The following is a 17,715-nucleotide window of genomic DNA, read 5'->3' as shown; positions in this document are numbered from 1 at the left end:
GCGCTACCTCATCCGCTCATTGGAAGAAGTGGTCCTGGCCGCAACGGCCGATCCACCGATCTTCTGCATGTTGAAAAGGCACAGCGCGAGGTCGCCGCGCCGCAGCATCCACTGCCTGGCGATCTTGTCGACGACCAGATAATCGCCTTCGCGGCGGAAGTTGGCCAAAATTTCCCGTTTGCCGCCTTCAACAATGAAGATCGAGGGAATGTCGCCGTCAAACTTGAACCAGGTCTTCACCCCATCGTCGAAGGCGTAGGTCGGCTTCAACTCGCCGTCGCCGCGGAATTGGTAGTTCGTATTGGAATTCTCGAACTGGAAATTGGCGCGGTTGGGTTCGGAGACGAGGCGTTGCGCTTCCGCCAGCAGTCGCGAATCCGCCTCCTCATCCGGATAGCGGAACTTGACCAGATAGGTCTGGTCGCCTTCAGATTCCGCATGGGCCCGCAGGATGAATGTGTAGACATGCTTGTCGCTGACGACGTTCATGTTCGTCGTCGTCTTGGCCTCGACCGGCTTCAGGAAGATGATGTTGCCACGCTTGTTGGGCTCGATCTTCCAGGACAGGCTGTCACCGACCGCGACCGTTTCAATCTTCTCGGTATCGCCGAGGACGATCATCGTCGAGACACCGTGGGTTGCGTCGACCGAGACGACATTGGCGGGATTGTAGTTGACGGTGCGTACACGCGCATCGGCCTGACCGCGCTTCGGCGCAATTTCGGCGAGGACCGGGCTTGCGGCGAGAAACCCGGCGCAAACGAGCGGCGCAATCAATTGCAATCGGCGAACGGAGAACAGCGTCATGATCAATGCCCCTGTTCCGATGCCGGCACGCTTTCCTGATCGCGCCGGTAGTCCTGGATCTGAAAGCCGAGCGGATTGTCGAACCGCCACTCATTGGTCATCGGTTCGCGCGAATAGCGGAAATGCATGAGCGCCACCCAATGCTCTTCGGGCCCGGTATCCTGACCTATGCGCTGCGTGGAAAAACGCACGATGGCGGTTTTGTTGTTGGGTATCTGAATCGACTTGATGGTCGGAAGCACACGGGTCTGGCGGCCAAACCGATTGACAGGGTTGGTCGGGCTGGAGGGGCCGTAGAGGTTGAGAAGATCCCGCTGCGCATCCCCGGTCGAAAGGAGTTGCGCCAGATCGAAATTGTCCTGAACGGAAGCGGGATCATAGGTCTCGCGCGCCTTGATATAGCGAACCACGTTCATCCGGGTGATCGCTTCCGACTGCGTCAGGTCGCCCTCGGCGAGCGGCCGCTTGATCTCCATGAAGCCCGTCGTCTTGTCGACCTCGATGACATAGGGCTCGAAGCTTTTCAGCGGCAGGAGCAGGGCAAGGCATGCCATGGCGAGGCCGGCGAGCAGGGCGCTGAACCCGGCGACGATCCAGGCAACACGCCTTGACCGCTTCACCGTACGAATGACGTCGTTTTCCCAGCGCACCGCTTCGCTGAAATAGCGTGAATCGAGACCTTTGTCCGGCGTCAGGGTCGCCGTGTCGCCGCCACGCTCAACCATTGGAACACAGCAACCCGAAAGAATGAACGCAAAGAGAAAATGCCGAACTCAAAATCAACCCGCCTGAAATAAATTGAAATATATTGCCAACCGTAAATTCGGTTCACTAGAAAAGCAAAAGTCGTCCATCGCCTTGCTTTTTTGATTCAAGCAAGATTTATCAACACTCGGATTCGTTGTATTCGCTAAATTATGCCACGTTATGCGTGTATTTAGTTGCGCGTCCTGTGTCAATGAGACTTTAGTACTATTCCACATCCATGGTATGCTGACAGAAATGATTTTTTCCATGTATTATGAATGACTTGGAGCATTTCGCAACGGTCTGTGGATTTCTCCATTCCAATCGGGGGCGGGCACTTGCCGCTGAGAATTCTTGGTCAAATATACAGGTCGTGCTACCTCTTTTGTCAGTTGCAGCATGGGTGAAGAACCGTGACCGAAGCCGAAATCGTCGAAATCGAAACCTGGCTCAATGCCCAAGGCATCTGCGGTGCAACCGAAACCGATCTCATGAACGGGTTCTGCGATCGATGCGTTGCAGCGGGCATCAAGCTCGAACGCGGCAATACATTCGTCGATACACTTCATCCGATCTATGAGGGGAGGGTGTTTTTGTGGCGGCGCGAGGGCGAACTGGAGCGCACCATCATCGAGTATGGCTCGTCACAAAGCGGCGAGAGCGCCGAGAATTGGCAGGCATCGACTTTCTATCATTTGCTGGAGATCGGTGAGGTCGAAATGCGGCACAGGCTGACAGCCGACGAAACACCATCGTTCCGCCAACTCGCCTCGATGCGAGACGAGGGCTGCACAGACTATTTTGCAATGATTGTGCCGTTTTCGAAGCAGGGCAGCATCGGCGAAATGGATGGATTCTATTCGTCCTGGGCCTCCGACCATGAAGAGGGTTTCAGCGATGCGGACATTATCGCCCTGCGACGGCTGGTAAGCAGTCTTGCGCTCGCGATGAAATGCGCTTCGCTGACGCGGATCGTCAGGACGCTGGCGGAGGTTTACCTTGGCCACGACGCCGCCAAACGGGTGCTTGCCGGCCGCATCAATCGCGGCGCCGCCGATCGCATCGAGGCCGTCCTCTGGTATTCGGACCTTCGTGATTACACACGCATTTCCGACGCTGCCGCGCCCGACGCCATCATTCCCATGCTCAACGATTATGCAGAGGCCGTGATATCGTCGATCCAGGAGATGGGCGGCGACGTGCTCAAACTGATCGGTGACGGTACGCTCGCGATCTTTACCGACGGCGATTCCGCCGACGCAGCCACGGCCGCCTTGAAGGCCCAGGCGCTCCTGCGCAAGAAGCTGATCGTTCTCAACCGGCAACGGGTCGAAGCCGGACAACCCGCGACCAATGTCTATCTCGGCCTGCATATTGGCGAAGTGTTCTTCGGCAATATCGGCAGTGACACGCGTCTCGACTTCACGGTGGTCGGTCCTGCTGTAAACGAGGTCAGCCGTATCGCTTCGATGTGCCGGTCCGTCGACCAGGAGATCCTGATTTCGGAGCGCTATGCTGCCACGCTGCCGGATGCATTCCGCTTGAAACTGGTCTGCGTCGGCCGCTTCGCCTTGCGCGGGGTAGGGCGCGCCCAGGAACTCTTCACGATCGACCCCGCGATCATCCAGAAGGCCATGGCGTCAGTGTAAAGTTTTTAACATCATTTGTTTTAGACAGTTGGAAAGATCATCACGCCAAGGTAAGGGCATCCCTCAATTTTCTCGACGAGGCGACTAGAGCATAGTCCGACGGGAGGGAAACGCGGAACGATAAGACTATGCATGGAATAAAAGGGTTGAGACGCGCGGATCGGATTTAAACAGATCGCAATGCGCCCTAAGCGATCAGATAAATGCCGGGGCAAACAACAAAGTCGAACCGACAGAGCGTTGTGCCTTCACATTCGTTTATAGTGCGACCAATGTATCGGCCAAGCTCTGATCCATGCTGCTATAGGAAAAATCCTGATCAAGAAGATTAGGAGTCACCGTGCCAATGTGATTGCTGTCTGGGTCTCCTTGTAACGCCGCTCTTGCCATGCTTTCAGGTCGTTGTTTCTCATCGGCTATGCAATGCGGTGATGGCGGACATCAAAGCATTCATTCTTCAACTCGACATGCATGCGTCGTGCATCATAAGTTTCATTGGATGCATTAAACTGGACGCGCATATGAGCAACAGGATCAGTTCCAGAATATCCCTCTGGTTTTACGGGTAAGTCGAAATACATCAGTCATGAATAACGGGATATAGTCGAGTCTTACAGGATTTCTATAATCTTCGTTTGCTTTTCAAGGAATTGCTTTGTCTCAGCGCGAACGCGAGACATAAGCGTTTTGCGTACCATGGCATGGTACTCGTTCAGGAACGATATTTCGCCAGATGTCAGTTCTGAAAGATTTGCAGAGGATAAGTCAATTGGCGCAATCGTGAGGGAAGCGAAGGAACAAAAGCCAGGGCTGGATCCTATGACCTCGACCTGATTTTCTATCCGCATTCCGTAGCTATTTTCTTTGTAAAAGCCTGGTTCAATCGTCATAATGTTGCCTGGCTCAAGTCCAAATGGATTGGCAACTTTGGCAAAGCGATGCGGATATTCGTGTACGAGTAGATTATGGCCCACGCCATGGCCGGTGCCATGATCGTAATCCAGGCCAAGTTCCCACAAAGGGCGACGGGCGAATGCATCTAGCTGATGCCCTTGTGTGCCGATGGGCATTTTCATCATGAGAAGTGCAAGAAAGCCTTTGAGAACAGCCGTATATGTCTGGCGCAGTTCATCCGAAGGCGAACCTAGAAATAGAGTCCGGGTGACATCCGTTGTACCGTCGATATACTGGCCTCCTGAATCTATGAGATAGGGAAGGCGACTATCAATGACGGCGTTGGTAGTCTGATCTGCATTGTAATGACATAAGGCAGCGTTGACCCCCGATGCGGAGATGGACCGGAAACTCGCTTCAAGAAATCCGCTTCGCATGCTGCGGAACTCCAGAAGCTTAGCTTCAGCCTCCAGTTCCGTGAGAGGATTGGGGGTGTTCTGACGTTGCAGGCCCTGTTCATAAACCCATGCCAGAAAATCCGTGAGCGCCGCGCCATCCTCGATATGGCAGCGACGATAGCCGGACAGTTCCGTTGGGCTCTTTCTGGCCTTCGACAGCGTCAGGGGGCTCGTCCTGTTAATTATCCTGCCGCCGCCCTCTTCAGCGGCCATTATTATGGCGACAGGTGCAAATTGAGGGTCAACCATGATGGCCCCTCGAGAAGCTAGAGCAGTGATGCGCGTGGGGAAATCTCCCGGTGCGCTGAGGCGGACTCCGTCAAGCTCAAAATTCGATAGATCATTACCAAGTTTGCGGCGATCGACAAACCACTCCGCACTGCCATCAGCGAGCATAAGAAGGAAACTATGTGGAACCGGGTTCATGGGCACGTCGCTGCCACGGACATTGAGCAACCAAGCTATATTGTCCGGGAGATTTTCCGCCAAAGCGACTGCGCCCGCCTGTTGCAGGATTGTGCCAATCCGCTTTCTCTTATCATAGGAAGCTTCGCCGGCATATGTAACCGGCATGGGACGAACTGCACCAAGAGGGGCCTCCGGGCGATCCGGCCATATCTTATCGAACAGGTCTTCAGAGCAAGGAACGAACTTTCCATGCGCTGCCCCCATCGCGGCTGAAAGGCGGCCATAAAGCTCGCTGTTGATGCGCATCGGGTCGAAGCCGACATGCATAGCTTTAAAAGCATTTTCACGCAGCCAAAGATCTATTGGTGCGTTATGCAGATGATGGATTTCAAAAAGCTCGGTATCGACCTCTCGTTGCACTTGTATTTCGTATCGGCCATCAACAAAAAGAAGTGCCTTATCATGAAAAATGAGAACCAGGCCTGCTGAACCGGTGAAGCCGGTCATATAGGCAAGGCAGTCATCGCGAGGTGCGGTGACCTCGCTTTGATGGGTATCGGCACGGGGAACAATGAAAGCATCAAGATTGTGGAGCAAAAGGTAGGTGCGTAATGCTGTAAGCCGCTCTGCGATAGCAGATGATCTGCTCATAAAAAGCTCCTCAAATCAGGAAAGCGGACCGCCGCGTTCTTTGACGTATTGATTAGATATTCGAGAACGCGGGGGATTGACGTACACCCTCATGCTCGAACTCATTTGTTACCCATGTCTGGACATTGCCTATTTTTTCGCTGCGGTCTTCAGTGAAAGGCCGGCATCAACATATATACCATCAAAATAGACAGCGGCAGCGACCGGAACGGCATTTCATTCAACACGCTCTGCATCTGCGCGGAAGCAGGCAAGATAATCTGCTGCTGCCGCATTATTATCGGAAAAACGACGGATGGTAGCACTGTCAACCGGCGTGCTGCGTCCGAGGCCGCGCTGATCGAGCAGTATGACACGATAGGCTTTAAGAGCCTCTGCCAGCGGCAGGTTTTCTCTGCGGCGAACCGGATCACACGTGTGAAAACCTGGATGGTTTCATCCTCAGGCCGGTCCAGTCGAGCGGTACAGCCGCGCTGTGTTCGCGTATGAACATACCCGGGATGATATATTCGCTGCCCATCATATTATTTGTCGTTCAAACCGCAGTTTCTATGAGAAGGGGTTAACGTCTGACCCGCGGATCAAGAACCGCATAGAGCAGATCGACGATGATATTCATGATGACGATGAACAAGCCGCCTAGCAGGACAACCCCGATAATGATCGGACGGTCTTGGTTTTTGACAGCCTGTACAGCCAGTGCCCCTACACCTTGCAAGCCGTAAATCTGCTCGATCACTATCGCTCCGCCCAGAAGCAGAGCAATATCAGCTCCCAGTTGCGTCACCAGCGGCACCAATGTGCTACGAAAGCCGTGGCGAAAAAGAACGCGCCTTTCTGACAGTCCTTTGGAGCGGGCCGTGCGGATATAATCTTCGCTCATCACTTGGATGAGATTGCCGCGTGTGAGACGTGCATAAATCGCTGCAGTAACCAGAGCGAGCGTCATCCATGGCAGGAAAAGGTGCCATGCCCATATCAGCGGCTCCTTCAGAAATGGTTTGTAACCCCCTGGCGGGAAAAGGGTAAAACCGGCCTGGCGCGGCAAAAAGTAGAAGACATAAAGGGAAAGCATACCGAGAACAAAGGTCGGGAAACTCAGGCCGACCAGAATAAAACCCTGCCCGAGGCGGTCACGAACGCCGCCGGGATGTCGGGCGGACATGATACCAATGGGGATCCCTATCATGAGCCAGAAAATGACGCCGCCGATAACCAGAGATACTGTCACCGGAATGCGGGTGGAAATCAACTTGGTCACGGGTTGTTGGTTGCGGTACGAAAACCCAAGATCGCCTTGCACTGCTTTGCCGACGAAATTCAGGTATTGCTTGTGAATAGGGCGGTCCAAACCCAGATTCTTGTGTATCTGTACGATCTGGGTCTCTGTCGCTTTGTCACCGGCAATGATGCGTGCTGGGTCGCCGGGTGCAACAAAGAACAGGAAATTCCTCTCCGCCACTCAACGCCTCCATCTAAGGAACATGATGCCAAGAGCGATTTCATTATTCGAAAAGAAAGGAGAAGCCCTCATTAATCGCATAGAATTCATGCGAGATGACCTAGAGTTTTTCCGAATGATTTTTGGTTATCCCGAAAATGATCCCATGTTGTACATGGTGTACAGGATAAATAGAGACCAAAATCAAAAAATTTATGAAAGGTTCGGCGTTAGTGTCGATATTGATAATTATGATTGCTCCGTTGAGTACTATGAATAATCTCAAAATCGTTCCTGTGGAGGGATTGAATCCCACCATTGTTATCGCTGCAGAGACGCACTTCAACCCCCCGCTACAACACATGTTGCAACCAAGTTGAAATGTCGCATGTTCTGCAAAGTTAAAATGTCATCCCGATCGGTGCCCGCGTCGCCGGACAGGGCGCAGACCTCAATATCGCAGCCCGGACCGGCGACATTGAAAAGGTCGCCAGCAGCCTGTTCACGTCTCCTGCGCGCCCGCCGTTCTTCCACCCAGTCGGTCTTTCGTGAAGGTTTACGCACGCGCTTTTGATAGGCAATGACCTCGCTGTTGGTCTTTACCTTCGGCGGCGCCACCTCATCCTGCTGCGCCTTGATGAACGATAGAACGTCACCCAGCCGTTTGTTCTCCGTCACCGCCGCGTGGGTGACGCGCTGATCCATGTCGAACATTTTGTAGGGCAGGCTCAAACCCTTCCACCGCAACTCCAGACGCCCGTCGGCAAAGGCATAAGTGTCGAGGTATTTGCCCACCAGACCGCGACTGATCTCATTCTCCGCCAGCATGATCCGCTTGCGCTCATAGGAAAATGTCAGCTGGTCACCGACATAACGTTGCTCCCGCTTGCACAAAATCTCGCGCATGCGCTCTGGCACGACATTGAGTGGCCGGTGGAGATTGTCCGGCTTGAGTGGAGCAACGGAAAACTGCGCATTGAACCGCGCCATGAAGCCGGGCAGGAAGGCATTGCCGGCCGTCATGTCGCTGATACCGGCCAATCGCAGCTCCTTGACCAGACGGTCCTGCAGGGTCCGGTTAACGCGTTCGACCCGGCCTTTCGCCTGGCTGGAATTGGCGCACAAAATCTCGATGCTGAGCTCCGATAGCGCCCGGCCGAACTGGGTCATGCCCTGGCCGTTCACCGCTTCCTTCTTCGTAACACGGAACACCGAATGCTTGTCGGAATAGAAGGCAACCGGGCGGCCGTGGCTCTTCAGATAATGGTCCAACGCCTCGAAATACGTGAAGGTGCTCTCCGAACGTACGAACAGAAGCTGCATCAGTCGGCCGGTCGCATCGTCGATGAACACCAGCAGCGTGCAGCGATCGCCACGATCCTCGAACCAGCGATGATCGCTGCCGTCGATCTGGATCAGCTCGCCATAACACTCCCGCCGCAGCCTCGGCTGGCGAAACGTCCGCCGCTGTTTGCGCGATAGCCAAAGCCCGGCATCCGTCATCCACTTGCGCAACGTCTCGCGCGATACAGAAAATCCGTGCTCAGCCAGCTTCTCGGCCGCCAGCGTCGGGCCGAAATCCGCGTAACGCTCGCGCACCAGCTGCAGCGCCAGCTCCCTAACGCCGTCGTTGATCCGGTTGTTTGACCGCCGGCCGCGATTGCGATGCCGCAACGCTGCCGCACCTTCAAAATAAAACCTCCGCACCAGTCGTTGCACCTGGCGGACGCTGAGCGACAATACAATCGCAGCCGACGCCATCGTCCGTCGATCCTCAACAACCTCCGATAAAACCTCAATCCGGTGCAGCTCGCGCTCGCTCATTAAAACCAGTCCCAAAATCACTTCCCATCACTCGTTGCAACGAGGCGGGAGGGTTGTCATAACGACATTTCAAAATTGCAAATACCGGACATTTTAACTTTGCCGCTACACACCTTTGCGGCGTAATCTATCTTATGGAACTGTGATTATTCAACTGATCGACTGCCGCTGGGACTTATACTTTGCGCGCAGGAATGCCCATTGCGGAGCCCTGCGAGGCAGCAGTCGTTGGATTATCCCTTTTCAACTGCATTTTATATGGCAAAGGGATAATCCTATTTAATATCGCTTTATAGCATTGCCAAAACGGGATATTATCCCCAATACGACGCATTTCTCGTTATTGTGGGATAAGATGAACAATTTCAAAGAATTATCGTCCGATCAGATTCGCCAGCTTGTCGATACCGAACAGGTTTATGGATCCTATAAAGTGAGTTCGAAGGAATACGAGCAGCGTTTTTCCGGTTCCATGTCGTGGAAGACGAGCACAAATGCCAAGGAATACCTTTACAAGAAATCCGGCGGTATCTGGAAATCACTTGGTCCGCGTTCCACGGAAACCGAAACAGCATACGTCCAGTTCCACGCCGGTCGCGAAAACTCCAAGCAGCGCGTCGGCAGCCTGGCGCAGCGTCTCGATGAACTTGCTCCGGTCAACCGCGCCATGTCGCTCGGCCGCGTACCGCAATTGACGGCCCGCATCATCCGCGCCCTGGACAAGCTCGGGTTGATCGGCACCGCCATTAACATCGTCGGGACAAATGCCCTCTTCGTCTACGAGCGCCTTGCGGGGGTACACATCACGAGTGGCCTTCTCTCGACGCAAGACGTTGACCTTCTCATGGACTCGAGATTCAGCCTGCGCTTGATCGGCAGGAGCTTTTCGCAGAAAGGCCTGATCGGAATACTGCAAAAAGTCGACCATTCCTTCGCACCACTGGCGAAGAACAGCTACAGGGCAGCCAACCGCGACGGCTTTCTTGTCGATCTGATCAAGCCGACGCCGAAGAACATCATGTCGGGGGATGGCAGGTCAGGATTCAGCGCCGACGATGAAGATCTGCGCGCCGTTGAAATCGAAGGGCTCGCCTGGCTCGTCAACAGTCCCAAGGTTTCGGCCGTCGTGATCGACCAACGCGGCTACCCGCTCACCTTTTCCTGTCCGGATCCGCGGGCATTCGCACTTCATAAATTGTGGCTATCGCGTCGTGCGGACCGCGATGCTGCCAAACGCTCGCGTGACGGCATGCAAGCCCAGGTTGTTGCCGAACTCATCCGCACACGGCTACCCCACCTTCATTTCGGTTCGGAAGACCTTCGGGCCTTGCCGGCGGCGCTCCGCCGGCTTGCCGAAGAATTCAAGGTTTCGGATAATGTCGACCAAGGCCGTCTCACGCCCAATTGGTAAAGAGCAACGACGCAACACGAAGCGCCCTCCCCAGGGAGAAGGAGGCGCTTGGCACTTAGCTATAGGCCTGCATCGGCGGACATGAGCAGACGAGGTTGCGATCTCCGGCCACGTTGTCGATGCGCGAGACCGGCGGCCAATATTTCGGGTTCTCCTCGCTCGGTCCGGCCGGCAGGCTCGCCTCGCTCCGGCTATAGGGATGCGCCCAATCGTCGGCCAGAACGTCACCTGCCGGGTGCGGCGCGTTGACGAGTGGATTGTCGTCCTTCGGCCAAGCGCCGCTCGCAACCTTTGCCGCTTCGCCGGCGATTGCGATCATGGCATCGCAGAACCGGTCGATCTCGCGTTTCGATTCCGATTCCGTCGGCTCGACCATCAGTGTCCCCGGAATTGGCCAGGACATGGTCGGCGCATGGAAGCCGTAGTCGATGAGCCGTTTTGCGATGTCTTCGACGGTCACCCCGGCGCTCTCCTTCAGCACCCGTGTATCAAGGATGCATTCATGCGCGACGCGGCCGTTGCGGCCCTTGAACAGCACCGGATAGTGGTTCTCGAGCCGGCCTGCAATGTAGTTGGCATTGAGGATTGCCATCTCCGTCGCGCGTTTCAGCCCGTTTGCGCCCATCATCCGGATGTACATCCAGGTGATCGGCAAGATCGATGCGCTGCCGAAGGGCGCGGCTGAAACAGCGTGGCCCGTATTGAGCTCGACATGCCCCGGCAGGAAGGGAGCAAGGTGGCTCTTGACACCGATCGGGCCAACGCCCGGTCCGCCGCCGCCATGGGGAATGCAGAAGGTCTTGTGCAGGTTCATGTGGCATACGTCCGCGCCGATATCCCCAGGACGCGCCAGCCCGACGAGTGCGTTGAGATTGGCGCCGTCGAAATAGACCTGCCCGCCATGCGCATGAATGATGGCGCAGATGTCCTTGACACCCTCCTCGAAGACGCCATGCGTCGAGGGATAGGTGATCATCAGCGCCGCCAGATTGGCACCATGCAGTTCCGCCTTGGCCTTCAGGTCGTCGAGGTCGATGTCGCCCGCTTCCTCGCAGGCGACGACGACGACGCGCATTCCCGCCATATGGGCGCTGGCGGGATTGGTGCCATGCGCCGATTCCGGAATGAGGCATATGTCGCGATGCGTATCGCCGCGATCGAGATGATAACGGCGAATGGCAAGGAGACCGGCATATTCGCCCTGACTGCCAGCATTCGGCTGCAGGGACACCGCATCGAAGCCCGTGATTTCCGCGAGCCATGTTTCGAGGTCATCCGTGAGCACCTTATAGCCGAGCGCGTGATCGACCGGGGCAAACGGGTGAACATTGGCGACGCTCTGCCAGGTCACAGGCAGCATCTCGGCCGCCGCATTGAGCTTCATCGTGCAGGAGCCCAGCGGGATCATGGCCCGGTCGAGCGCAAGATCCTTGTCGGCGAGGCGACGCAGGAACCGCATCATTTCCGTCTCGGAGCGCTGCTGATGGAACACCTCCTGGGTCATGAACCCCTCTGCGCGGCGTTCGCTCGGCAGGCGCATGTCCGTATCATCAGGCAAGATCGCGCCGAACAGGGCGGCGAGAGCCTGCAAATCCGCCTCGGTCGTGGTTTCGTCAAGCGTGAGGCCAAGCCGGTCCTGATCGATGATCCGAAGCAGGCGTCCATCCTTTTCCGCAGTGGCGGCAATCTCCCCCGCCCTGCCCGGCACATCGACGGTAAGCGTGTCGAAGAAGCGCTTGCCGGCAAGAGCGATGCCTGCGGCCTCCAAAGCGGCGGCAAGGCGGACCGCCTGGCCATGTAAACGCGAAGCAATCGCTTGCAGCCCCTGTGGTCCATGCCAGATCGCGAAGGATACTGCCATGTTCGCCAGCAATGCCTGCGCCGTGCAGATGTTCGACGTCGCCTTGTCACGGCGGATGTGCTGTTCACGGGTTTGCAGAGCAAGCCGATAACCGGGGCGGCCCTTGCTGTCCACGGACTGGCCGACCAGCCTGCCCGGAATAAGACGCGTAAGTGCATCCGTTACCGCGAGATAGGCGGCGTGCGGACCGCCATAACCGACGGGCACGCCGAAGCGTTGCATCGATCCCGCGGCGATATCGGCGCCGAGCGATGCCGGAGGCGCGGTGACCGTCAACGCCAAAGGATCAGCGACCGCTATCACCAGAGTGCCGGATGCCTTTGCGTCCCGAATGGCGGTGGAATGATCCCTGTAGACGCCATATGTATCCGGCCAAGGAACGATGATTGCTGCGACTTCAGCGTTGATCGCGCCGCCGTTGACGCTCATCCCGAGTGGCTCGGCGCGGGTGCGAACCACGTCGAGAATCTGCGGATGCACATCACCGGCGAGCACAATGCGGGTACGCTTCTCACGATGATGCCGGTAGGCGATGCCGACCGCCTCTGCCACGGCCGTCGCCTCGTCAAGCAAAGACGCCGACGCGACCGGCAAGCCGGTCAATTCGGTCACGAGGGTCTGGAAATGGAATAGAAGCTCCAGCCTGCCCTGACTTATTTCTGATTGGTACGGCGTATAGGCCGTGTACCAGGCAGGGTTTTCGAAAAGGTTGCGCTGGATAACCGCGGGCACGTGCGTCCCGTGATAGCCTTGCCCGATGAAGCTCTTGTGGGTCTTGTTCTGCGCCATCTTTGCCGAGAGTTCAGCGAGCGCTTCAGCCTCGTTCACTGCTTCGGGAATGTCGAGGGGACGTTCGAGCCGGATGGATTTCGGTACCGCCTGGGAGATGAGCGTTTCGAGGGAGGGAATGCCAACTGCCGCCAGCATGGCACGCGAGCCCTGAAGGCTTGGCCCGATGTGGCGGTCGGTGAACGGAAAGATGCCCTTGTTCTGCATGATAATCAGCCGATAATTGCTTTGTAGCCGGCTTCGTCGAGAAGGCCGGTCAATTGGTTGGTATCCGCAAGCTTCATTTTCCACAGCCAGCCATCGCCGGCCGCCGAAGAATTGATCAGGGCTGGGTCGCTGGCTGCCGCCTCATTGACCTCTGTCACTTCGCCATCGACCGGCGCGTAGACGTCCGAAGCGGCCTTGACCGACTCGACGACGACGGCAGCATCGCCCTTTGCAAGCGTTTGCCCGACTTCCGGCAATTGCACGAAAACGAGATCGCCCAACTGGTCCTGCGCATGGTCGGTAATGCCGACTGTCGCAATCCCGTCTTCAACGCGCAGCCATTCATGATCTTCGGTGAAATAAGTGACAGCCATTTCAATTATCCTTTGTGGTAACGATGTGTAACGAAGGGAAGCGGGTGGACATGCAGCGCGATGCGGCTGCCGCGTATCTCGGCAAATACCTGTGAGCCAGTCGGCGCGAGCGCCTTCTCGACATAGCCGATGGCAACCGGGTGGCCCGCAGAGGGACCAAACCCACCGGAGGTAACGATGCCGACAGGGTTGCCGCGGGCGTCGACAAGCGTCGCACCGGATCTGACAGGTTGGCGCCCCTCGGGCTTCAAGCCGACGCGCTTGCGCCCTGACCCGGCGGCGAGCTTGGCCTGTAGCGCTGTAGCGCCAATAAAGCCGCCCTCACCACGAACTTGCTTCGATATGGCCCAGGTGAGCCCGGCATCGACCGGATCGATCTCCGGCGTAATGTCCTGGCCATGCAGGCAAAGGCCAGCCTCGAGCCGCAGGCTGTCGCGCGCGGCGAGCCCAACCCATGTCACGCGGTCGTCTGCGAGAAGCTTGGCGACAAGTGCGCGGGCGTCCGCTTCCGGAAGGCCGATCTCAAAGCCGTCCTCGCCCGTATAACCCGAGCGGCTCATGAACCAGCCAGGCTGAGGCTCGTACCCGCGCATGAACTCAAGATCGGTGCCAGCAATAATGCCTGCCTTCTGCAAAACATCTGCCGCTTGCGGGCCCTGGATTGCCAGAAACACGCGGTCAAGTGCATCGATGTCGGCATTGAAATCCTTGCCGAGTTCGCGCAAGTGCGCCTCATCCACGGCGGCATTGCCGGCATTGGCGACAACCATGAAGCGTTCATCGCCGAGCCGCGTGACGATCAGGTCGTCGATAATCCCAGCCTGTTCATTGAGAAAGAACGTATATTTGGACTGGCCGGTCGCGAGCGAGCCCGCGTCGAGCGGACAGGCACGGGAGAGGAGCGCCGCGGCACCCTGCCCGGCAATCTCGAAAAGCTGCATATGCGAGATATCGAACAAGCCCGCCTTTTCGCGCGTATGCAGGTGTTCCTTCATCACGCCGAGTGGATAGGTGATCGGCATCGACCAGCCGGCAAAGCCGCCGAAGCGCGCATTTGCCGCCTCGTGCAGGTCGCCAAGCGGCAGCGATTTCAGTTCGTCGGTTTCAGAATTGACTTCAGCGCCCATTTTCACTCCAGAGACATGCAAAGACCTCCGCCACAGCGACGGAATGATGCTTTACCCCTCTGTCGGAAGCCTGAGAGACTCGCTCGCGGCGCCTTGGCACCGGCTGAACTTACACCTTCGGCGCGGGGTCTCCCCCGACTTTCCAGAGTTGCCTTATCGGCTTGCGGTTCCTGGTACCTGAGAGATTTCGGGCGATTTCCCCTTCGGTGGACCGGCGCATTCGCACACTGGCCACTCTCCCGCAAGCTGACAGGGCCTTGCCTTCTTGCAAATCACAAGGCCCTCGACGTTCCGAACATATCGCACCGCACATGGCCTGTCATCGCCCTAAAAGCAGATTTGACGCTTTACGGACAGAATTTGTCTGTATGAGAACATTCTGCTTGGCCATGGCTTGACCAAGCTGGCCCCCCGACTTCTTTACAGCTGGAAAACAAGGCCTGGATCGAAGAAGGGCGCCGCTGAGAGTGGTTTTGATTGTCGATGCGTCGATGGCCTCAAGCCATCTCGCACTGGCGATCAATCAAAACCTGCCCCTTGCCACGCTGGATAGGCGCCTTGCAACTGCGGGCCGTGCAGAAATATCGAGGTTCTAAGCTCGCTGCGCCACGAGTTCTGACTGCTCCCCGCGCGGCCGCACAAGAGCCATGACGCCGAGGCTCTGGCCCTTTCCCCGAACCGCATGAGTACCGAGATTGTTGCTGCGAATACCGTCGGGCAGCGTCAGCCGCGCGGCAAGATCGCTTGAGATCAGCACCGGCGTGTTCAAACTTCGGCAAAACTGTTCGAGCCGTGCCGTCGTGTTTACCGTATCGCCGAAATAGGTGATCTTGTGGTGGTCCACGCCGATCTCGGCAGTAACCACCGGCCCGCCATGCAAGGCGGCGCGCAGACGCGGCACGCGGCCGAATTCACTCAGCCACTTTTCCGAGTTTGACTCGATCACATCGATGATGTCGAAGAGACATGCGACGCAATCGGCATTGCGCAGGCCCCGCTGCATAGGCCAGGTAATGATCGCAGCATCGCCGACGTAGTCATCGATGGTTCCGTTGTGCCGCCGGACGGGTCCGGCAAACGCGGCAAAGAGCGCACCAAGGAACTGCTGCGCCCGCAGATCGCCGAATTCTTCGGCAAAGGTTGTGGACCCGACCAGATCGACAAAGAGAAAGATGCGCTCCTCCTCGATCGGTTTGCGATAGCGCCCGATCAGGAGGTTGGCAAAGATGTCGCGCCCGAGAAGCTCGCGTACGCGCGAAACAAAGCTCAGGACCGCCAGAATGACAAGCGTGTAAATCCATATGCTTGTCGGCAGGAGCGCCTCCTGCCACCAGGCACCGGGAATAAAACCGAGGGCCCAGAGCAGGGTGCCGCATGCGAAGTAGCCCATACCGATGAGCAGGTAATTGGCAAGGAGCGAACAAAAAATATAGCTCGGGGTCGGCAGCGTGTTTATTCGGTCGAAAAGTCGGGGGAACAGGTTTCCCCGTTCGAAGAGCAGCGGGGGAATGCAAAGGAACAGGGCGAAGATCGCGCCAATCGCCGATATTTTTCCGTTGTAGAAGTAGCCGTAGAACACGCCGCTGGCTGCTGCGGCCATAAGACTGAAGATCCAAAAAACGATCGAATTTCTGTTCATTGCTCTTTCCATGGCCAAGATCATCATCGATAGGCCGTTGTCGTCGCTCGATCGATCTTGCTTTTGTGCCTAGCCGCGAAATATGGTGCGATCATGCCCATCGATATCACGCCTGAACGTATCACTGCTGTCGAAGAAATCATCCGGCCGCATATCCGGCACACGCCCGTGCTCAATGTGGATCTTGACGATTTCGGCATGGCAGGTCTCCCCGTAGCGCTCAAACTTGAATGTTTGCAGCACTCGGGGTCATTCAAAGCGCGCGGTGCCTTTACCAATCTTTTGACACGGACGGTTCCCGCGGCCGGTGTCGTTGCCGCCTCGGGCGGCAATCATGGCGCGGCGGTCGCCTATGCCGCCATGCGGCTCGGCGTGCCGGGCACCATCTTCGTGCCAAGCGTCACCTCGCCGGCGAAGGCCGACAAGATTCGCAGCTATGGTGCAAGGCTCGTGATCGGCGGCGAGCGCTACGCCGATGCCCTCGAGGCGAGCGAACGATTCGTTGCCGAGACAGACGCGCTCTGGCCATCCACGCCTATGATCAGGTCGAGACGCTGCTCGGCCAGGCGACGCTCGGGCGTGAAATCGAAATGGACCTCCCGGAAACAACCACGCTGCTGGTAGCAGTCGGAGGCGGTGGTCTCATTGGCGGTATCGCCTCATGGCTGCGTGGCCGCATCAACATTGTTGCGGTCGAGCCCGAAAGCGCTCCAACCCTCAATCATGCGCTCGCGGCCGGTAAGCCCGTCGATGCACCCGCCGGCGGGATCGCCGCCGATTCGCTGGCGCCGCGTCGCGTCGGCAATCTCATGTTTCCAATCGCGCAAGCCTTTGTCGGCACATCAGTGCTGGTAGCGGATGACGACATTCGCAAGGCGCAGCAGGCCCTGTGGGACACAGTCCGGATCGTTGCCGAACCTGGCGGAGCTGCGGCAATGGCCGCCCTGCTTTCGGGCCGCTATGTCCCCGAAAAAGATGAGCGTGTCGTCGTCCTCGTTTGTGGATCCAACACGGCAGCGGTTGGCTTCGATTGAACTTGCCGCTTGAACGCACGCAAGCCCGGGGGTGCCGGGCTTTCGTGTGGATTGGTGTTATGTGATTTTGGTTGCGGGGACAGGATTTGAACCTGTGACCTTCAGGTTATGAGCCTGACGAGCTACCGGGCTGCTCCACCCCGCGTCAATTGTGTGCGGTATGCGCTTGCGCTTTCCTTTGTTGCGCGGGCTTGCGCTTGCATGGAAAGGGCCGTTTGGTGCGGCGCTTGTGTTTGTTGTTGTGTTGTTTGTCGAGAAGCTTTGTTTGTTGCGTTTGGCAGACCTGGCAGCGACCTACTCTCCCGCGTCTTGAGACGAAGTACCATTGGCGCAGGGGCGTTTCACGGCCGAGTTCGGAATGGGATCGGGTGCGGCCACCCCGCTGTAACCACCA

At 57.0% G+C, this 17,715-nt stretch carries 11 protein-coding genes, 1 tRNA gene, 1 rRNA gene, 2 pseudogenes and 1 riboswitch; of the genes and pseudogenes, 4 read left to right on the top strand and 11 right to left on the bottom strand.

What is annotated here, in order from left to right; genetic code table 11:
• Positions 1–3: 3 nt before the first annotated feature.
• Together virB9 and AC1DNI_RS19670 are read right to left on the bottom strand one after the other, a co-directional pair.
• Entirely contained in the window at positions 4–807 is an 804-nt protein-coding gene (gene virB9 / locus AC1DNI_RS19675; RefSeq protein WP_477693099.1) for a P-type conjugative transfer protein VirB9, read from the bottom strand.
• Between the two features lie 2 nt (positions 808–809).
• Positions 810–1,532, bottom strand: coding sequence for a VirB8 family type IV secretion system protein (locus AC1DNI_RS19670; RefSeq protein WP_477693098.1), 723 nt, complete (start codon positions 1,530–1,532; stop codon positions 810–812).
• A 435-nt stretch (positions 1,533–1,967) separates the two neighbouring features.
• Here AC1DNI_RS19670 and AC1DNI_RS19665 point away from each other — a divergent pair, with 435 nt between their 5' ends.
• Positions 1,968–3,203, top strand: coding sequence for an adenylate/guanylate cyclase domain-containing protein (locus AC1DNI_RS19665; protein ID WP_477693097.1), 1,236 nt, complete (start codon positions 1,968–1,970; stop codon positions 3,201–3,203).
• Between the two features lie 611 nt (positions 3,204–3,814).
• Here the strand turns inward: AC1DNI_RS19665 and AC1DNI_RS19660 are convergent.
• Together AC1DNI_RS19660 and AC1DNI_RS19655 are read right to left on the bottom strand one after the other, a co-directional pair.
• On the bottom strand, positions 3,815–5,614 hold the full coding sequence (locus AC1DNI_RS19660; RefSeq protein WP_477693096.1) for an aminopeptidase P family protein: 1,800 nt from the start codon (positions 5,612–5,614) through the stop codon (positions 3,815–3,817).
• Between the two features lie 562 nt (positions 5,615–6,176).
• Positions 6,177–7,076 (bottom strand): ABC transporter permease, encoded by a 900-nt coding sequence (locus AC1DNI_RS19655; protein WP_477693095.1) that lies wholly within the window; start codon positions 7,074–7,076, stop codon positions 6,177–6,179.
• Here AC1DNI_RS19655 and AC1DNI_RS19650 point away from each other — a divergent pair.
• On the top strand, positions 7,021–7,335 hold the full coding sequence (locus tag AC1DNI_RS19650; protein WP_477693094.1) for a DUF7683 domain-containing protein: 315 nt from the start codon (positions 7,021–7,023) through the stop codon (positions 7,333–7,335). The two genes, AC1DNI_RS19655 and AC1DNI_RS19650, sit on opposite strands and share 56 nt — an antisense overlap.
• Before the next feature lie 215 nt (positions 7,336–7,550).
• Here the strand turns inward: AC1DNI_RS19650 and AC1DNI_RS19645 are convergent.
• Positions 7,551–8,894 (bottom strand): annotated as a pseudogene (locus AC1DNI_RS19645) (ISNCY family transposase); the annotation flags it as partial.
• A gap of 340 nt (positions 8,895–9,234) precedes the next feature.
• On the opposite strand from AC1DNI_RS19645, the gene AC1DNI_RS19640 reads away from it, so the two are divergent.
• Complete coding sequence (locus AC1DNI_RS19640; RefSeq protein ID WP_477693093.1) at positions 9,235–10,290, top strand: GSU2403 family nucleotidyltransferase fold protein; 1,056 nt, start codon at positions 9,235–9,237, stop codon at positions 10,288–10,290.
• 55 nt (positions 10,291–10,345) lie between these two features.
• Here the strand turns inward: AC1DNI_RS19640 and gcvP are convergent, their stop codons facing one another.
• The 4 genes from gcvP to AC1DNI_RS19620 all read right to left on the bottom strand — a co-directional run bounded on the left by gcvP (position 10,346) and on the right by AC1DNI_RS19620 (position 16,287).
• Positions 10,346–13,147: an aminomethyl-transferring glycine dehydrogenase gene (gcvP, locus tag AC1DNI_RS19635; protein WP_477693092.1), complete on the bottom strand. Its 2,802-nt coding sequence runs from the start codon at positions 13,145–13,147 to the stop codon at positions 10,346–10,348.
• Between the two features lie 5 nt (positions 13,148–13,152).
• Positions 13,153–13,530: a glycine cleavage system protein GcvH gene (gene gcvH / locus AC1DNI_RS19630; RefSeq protein ID WP_477693230.1), complete on the bottom strand. Its 378-nt coding sequence runs from the start codon at positions 13,528–13,530 to the stop codon at positions 13,153–13,155.
• Positions 13,527–14,648, bottom strand: a complete 1,122-nt coding sequence (gene gcvT / locus AC1DNI_RS19625) for a glycine cleavage system aminomethyltransferase GcvT (RefSeq protein WP_477693091.1) — start codon at positions 14,646–14,648, stop codon at positions 13,527–13,529. Before gcvT ends, gcvH begins: the two co-directional genes overlap by 4 nt.
• Before the next feature lie 154 nt (positions 14,649–14,802).
• Positions 14,803–14,900: riboswitch (glycine riboswitch) on the bottom strand.
• Positions 14,901–15,240: 340 nt separating this feature from the next.
• On the bottom strand, positions 15,241–16,287 hold the full coding sequence (locus AC1DNI_RS19620; RefSeq protein WP_477693090.1) for an adenylate/guanylate cyclase domain-containing protein: 1,047 nt from the start codon (positions 16,285–16,287) through the stop codon (positions 15,241–15,243).
• Between the two features lie 93 nt (positions 16,288–16,380).
• Between AC1DNI_RS19620 and AC1DNI_RS19615 the strand changes: the two are divergent.
• A pseudogene (locus AC1DNI_RS19615) lies at positions 16,381–17,321 on the top strand (threonine/serine dehydratase).
• A 68-nt stretch (positions 17,322–17,389) separates the two neighbouring features.
• On the opposite strand, the gene AC1DNI_RS19610 reads toward AC1DNI_RS19615, so the two are convergent.
• Both AC1DNI_RS19610 and rrf read right to left on the bottom strand, forming a co-directional pair.
• A tRNA-Met gene (locus tag AC1DNI_RS19610) sits at positions 17,390–17,466 on the bottom strand.
• A 136-nt stretch (positions 17,467–17,602) separates the two neighbouring features.
• A 5S ribosomal RNA gene (rrf, locus tag AC1DNI_RS19605) occupies positions 17,603–17,715 on the bottom strand; the annotation flags it as partial.

The sequence above is a fragment of the Phyllobacterium sp. 01N428 genome (assembly GCF_056399405.1).
The sequence above is the reverse complement of the archived record's forward strand: the minus strand, read 5'-3'. Positions and strand labels throughout refer to the sequence as shown.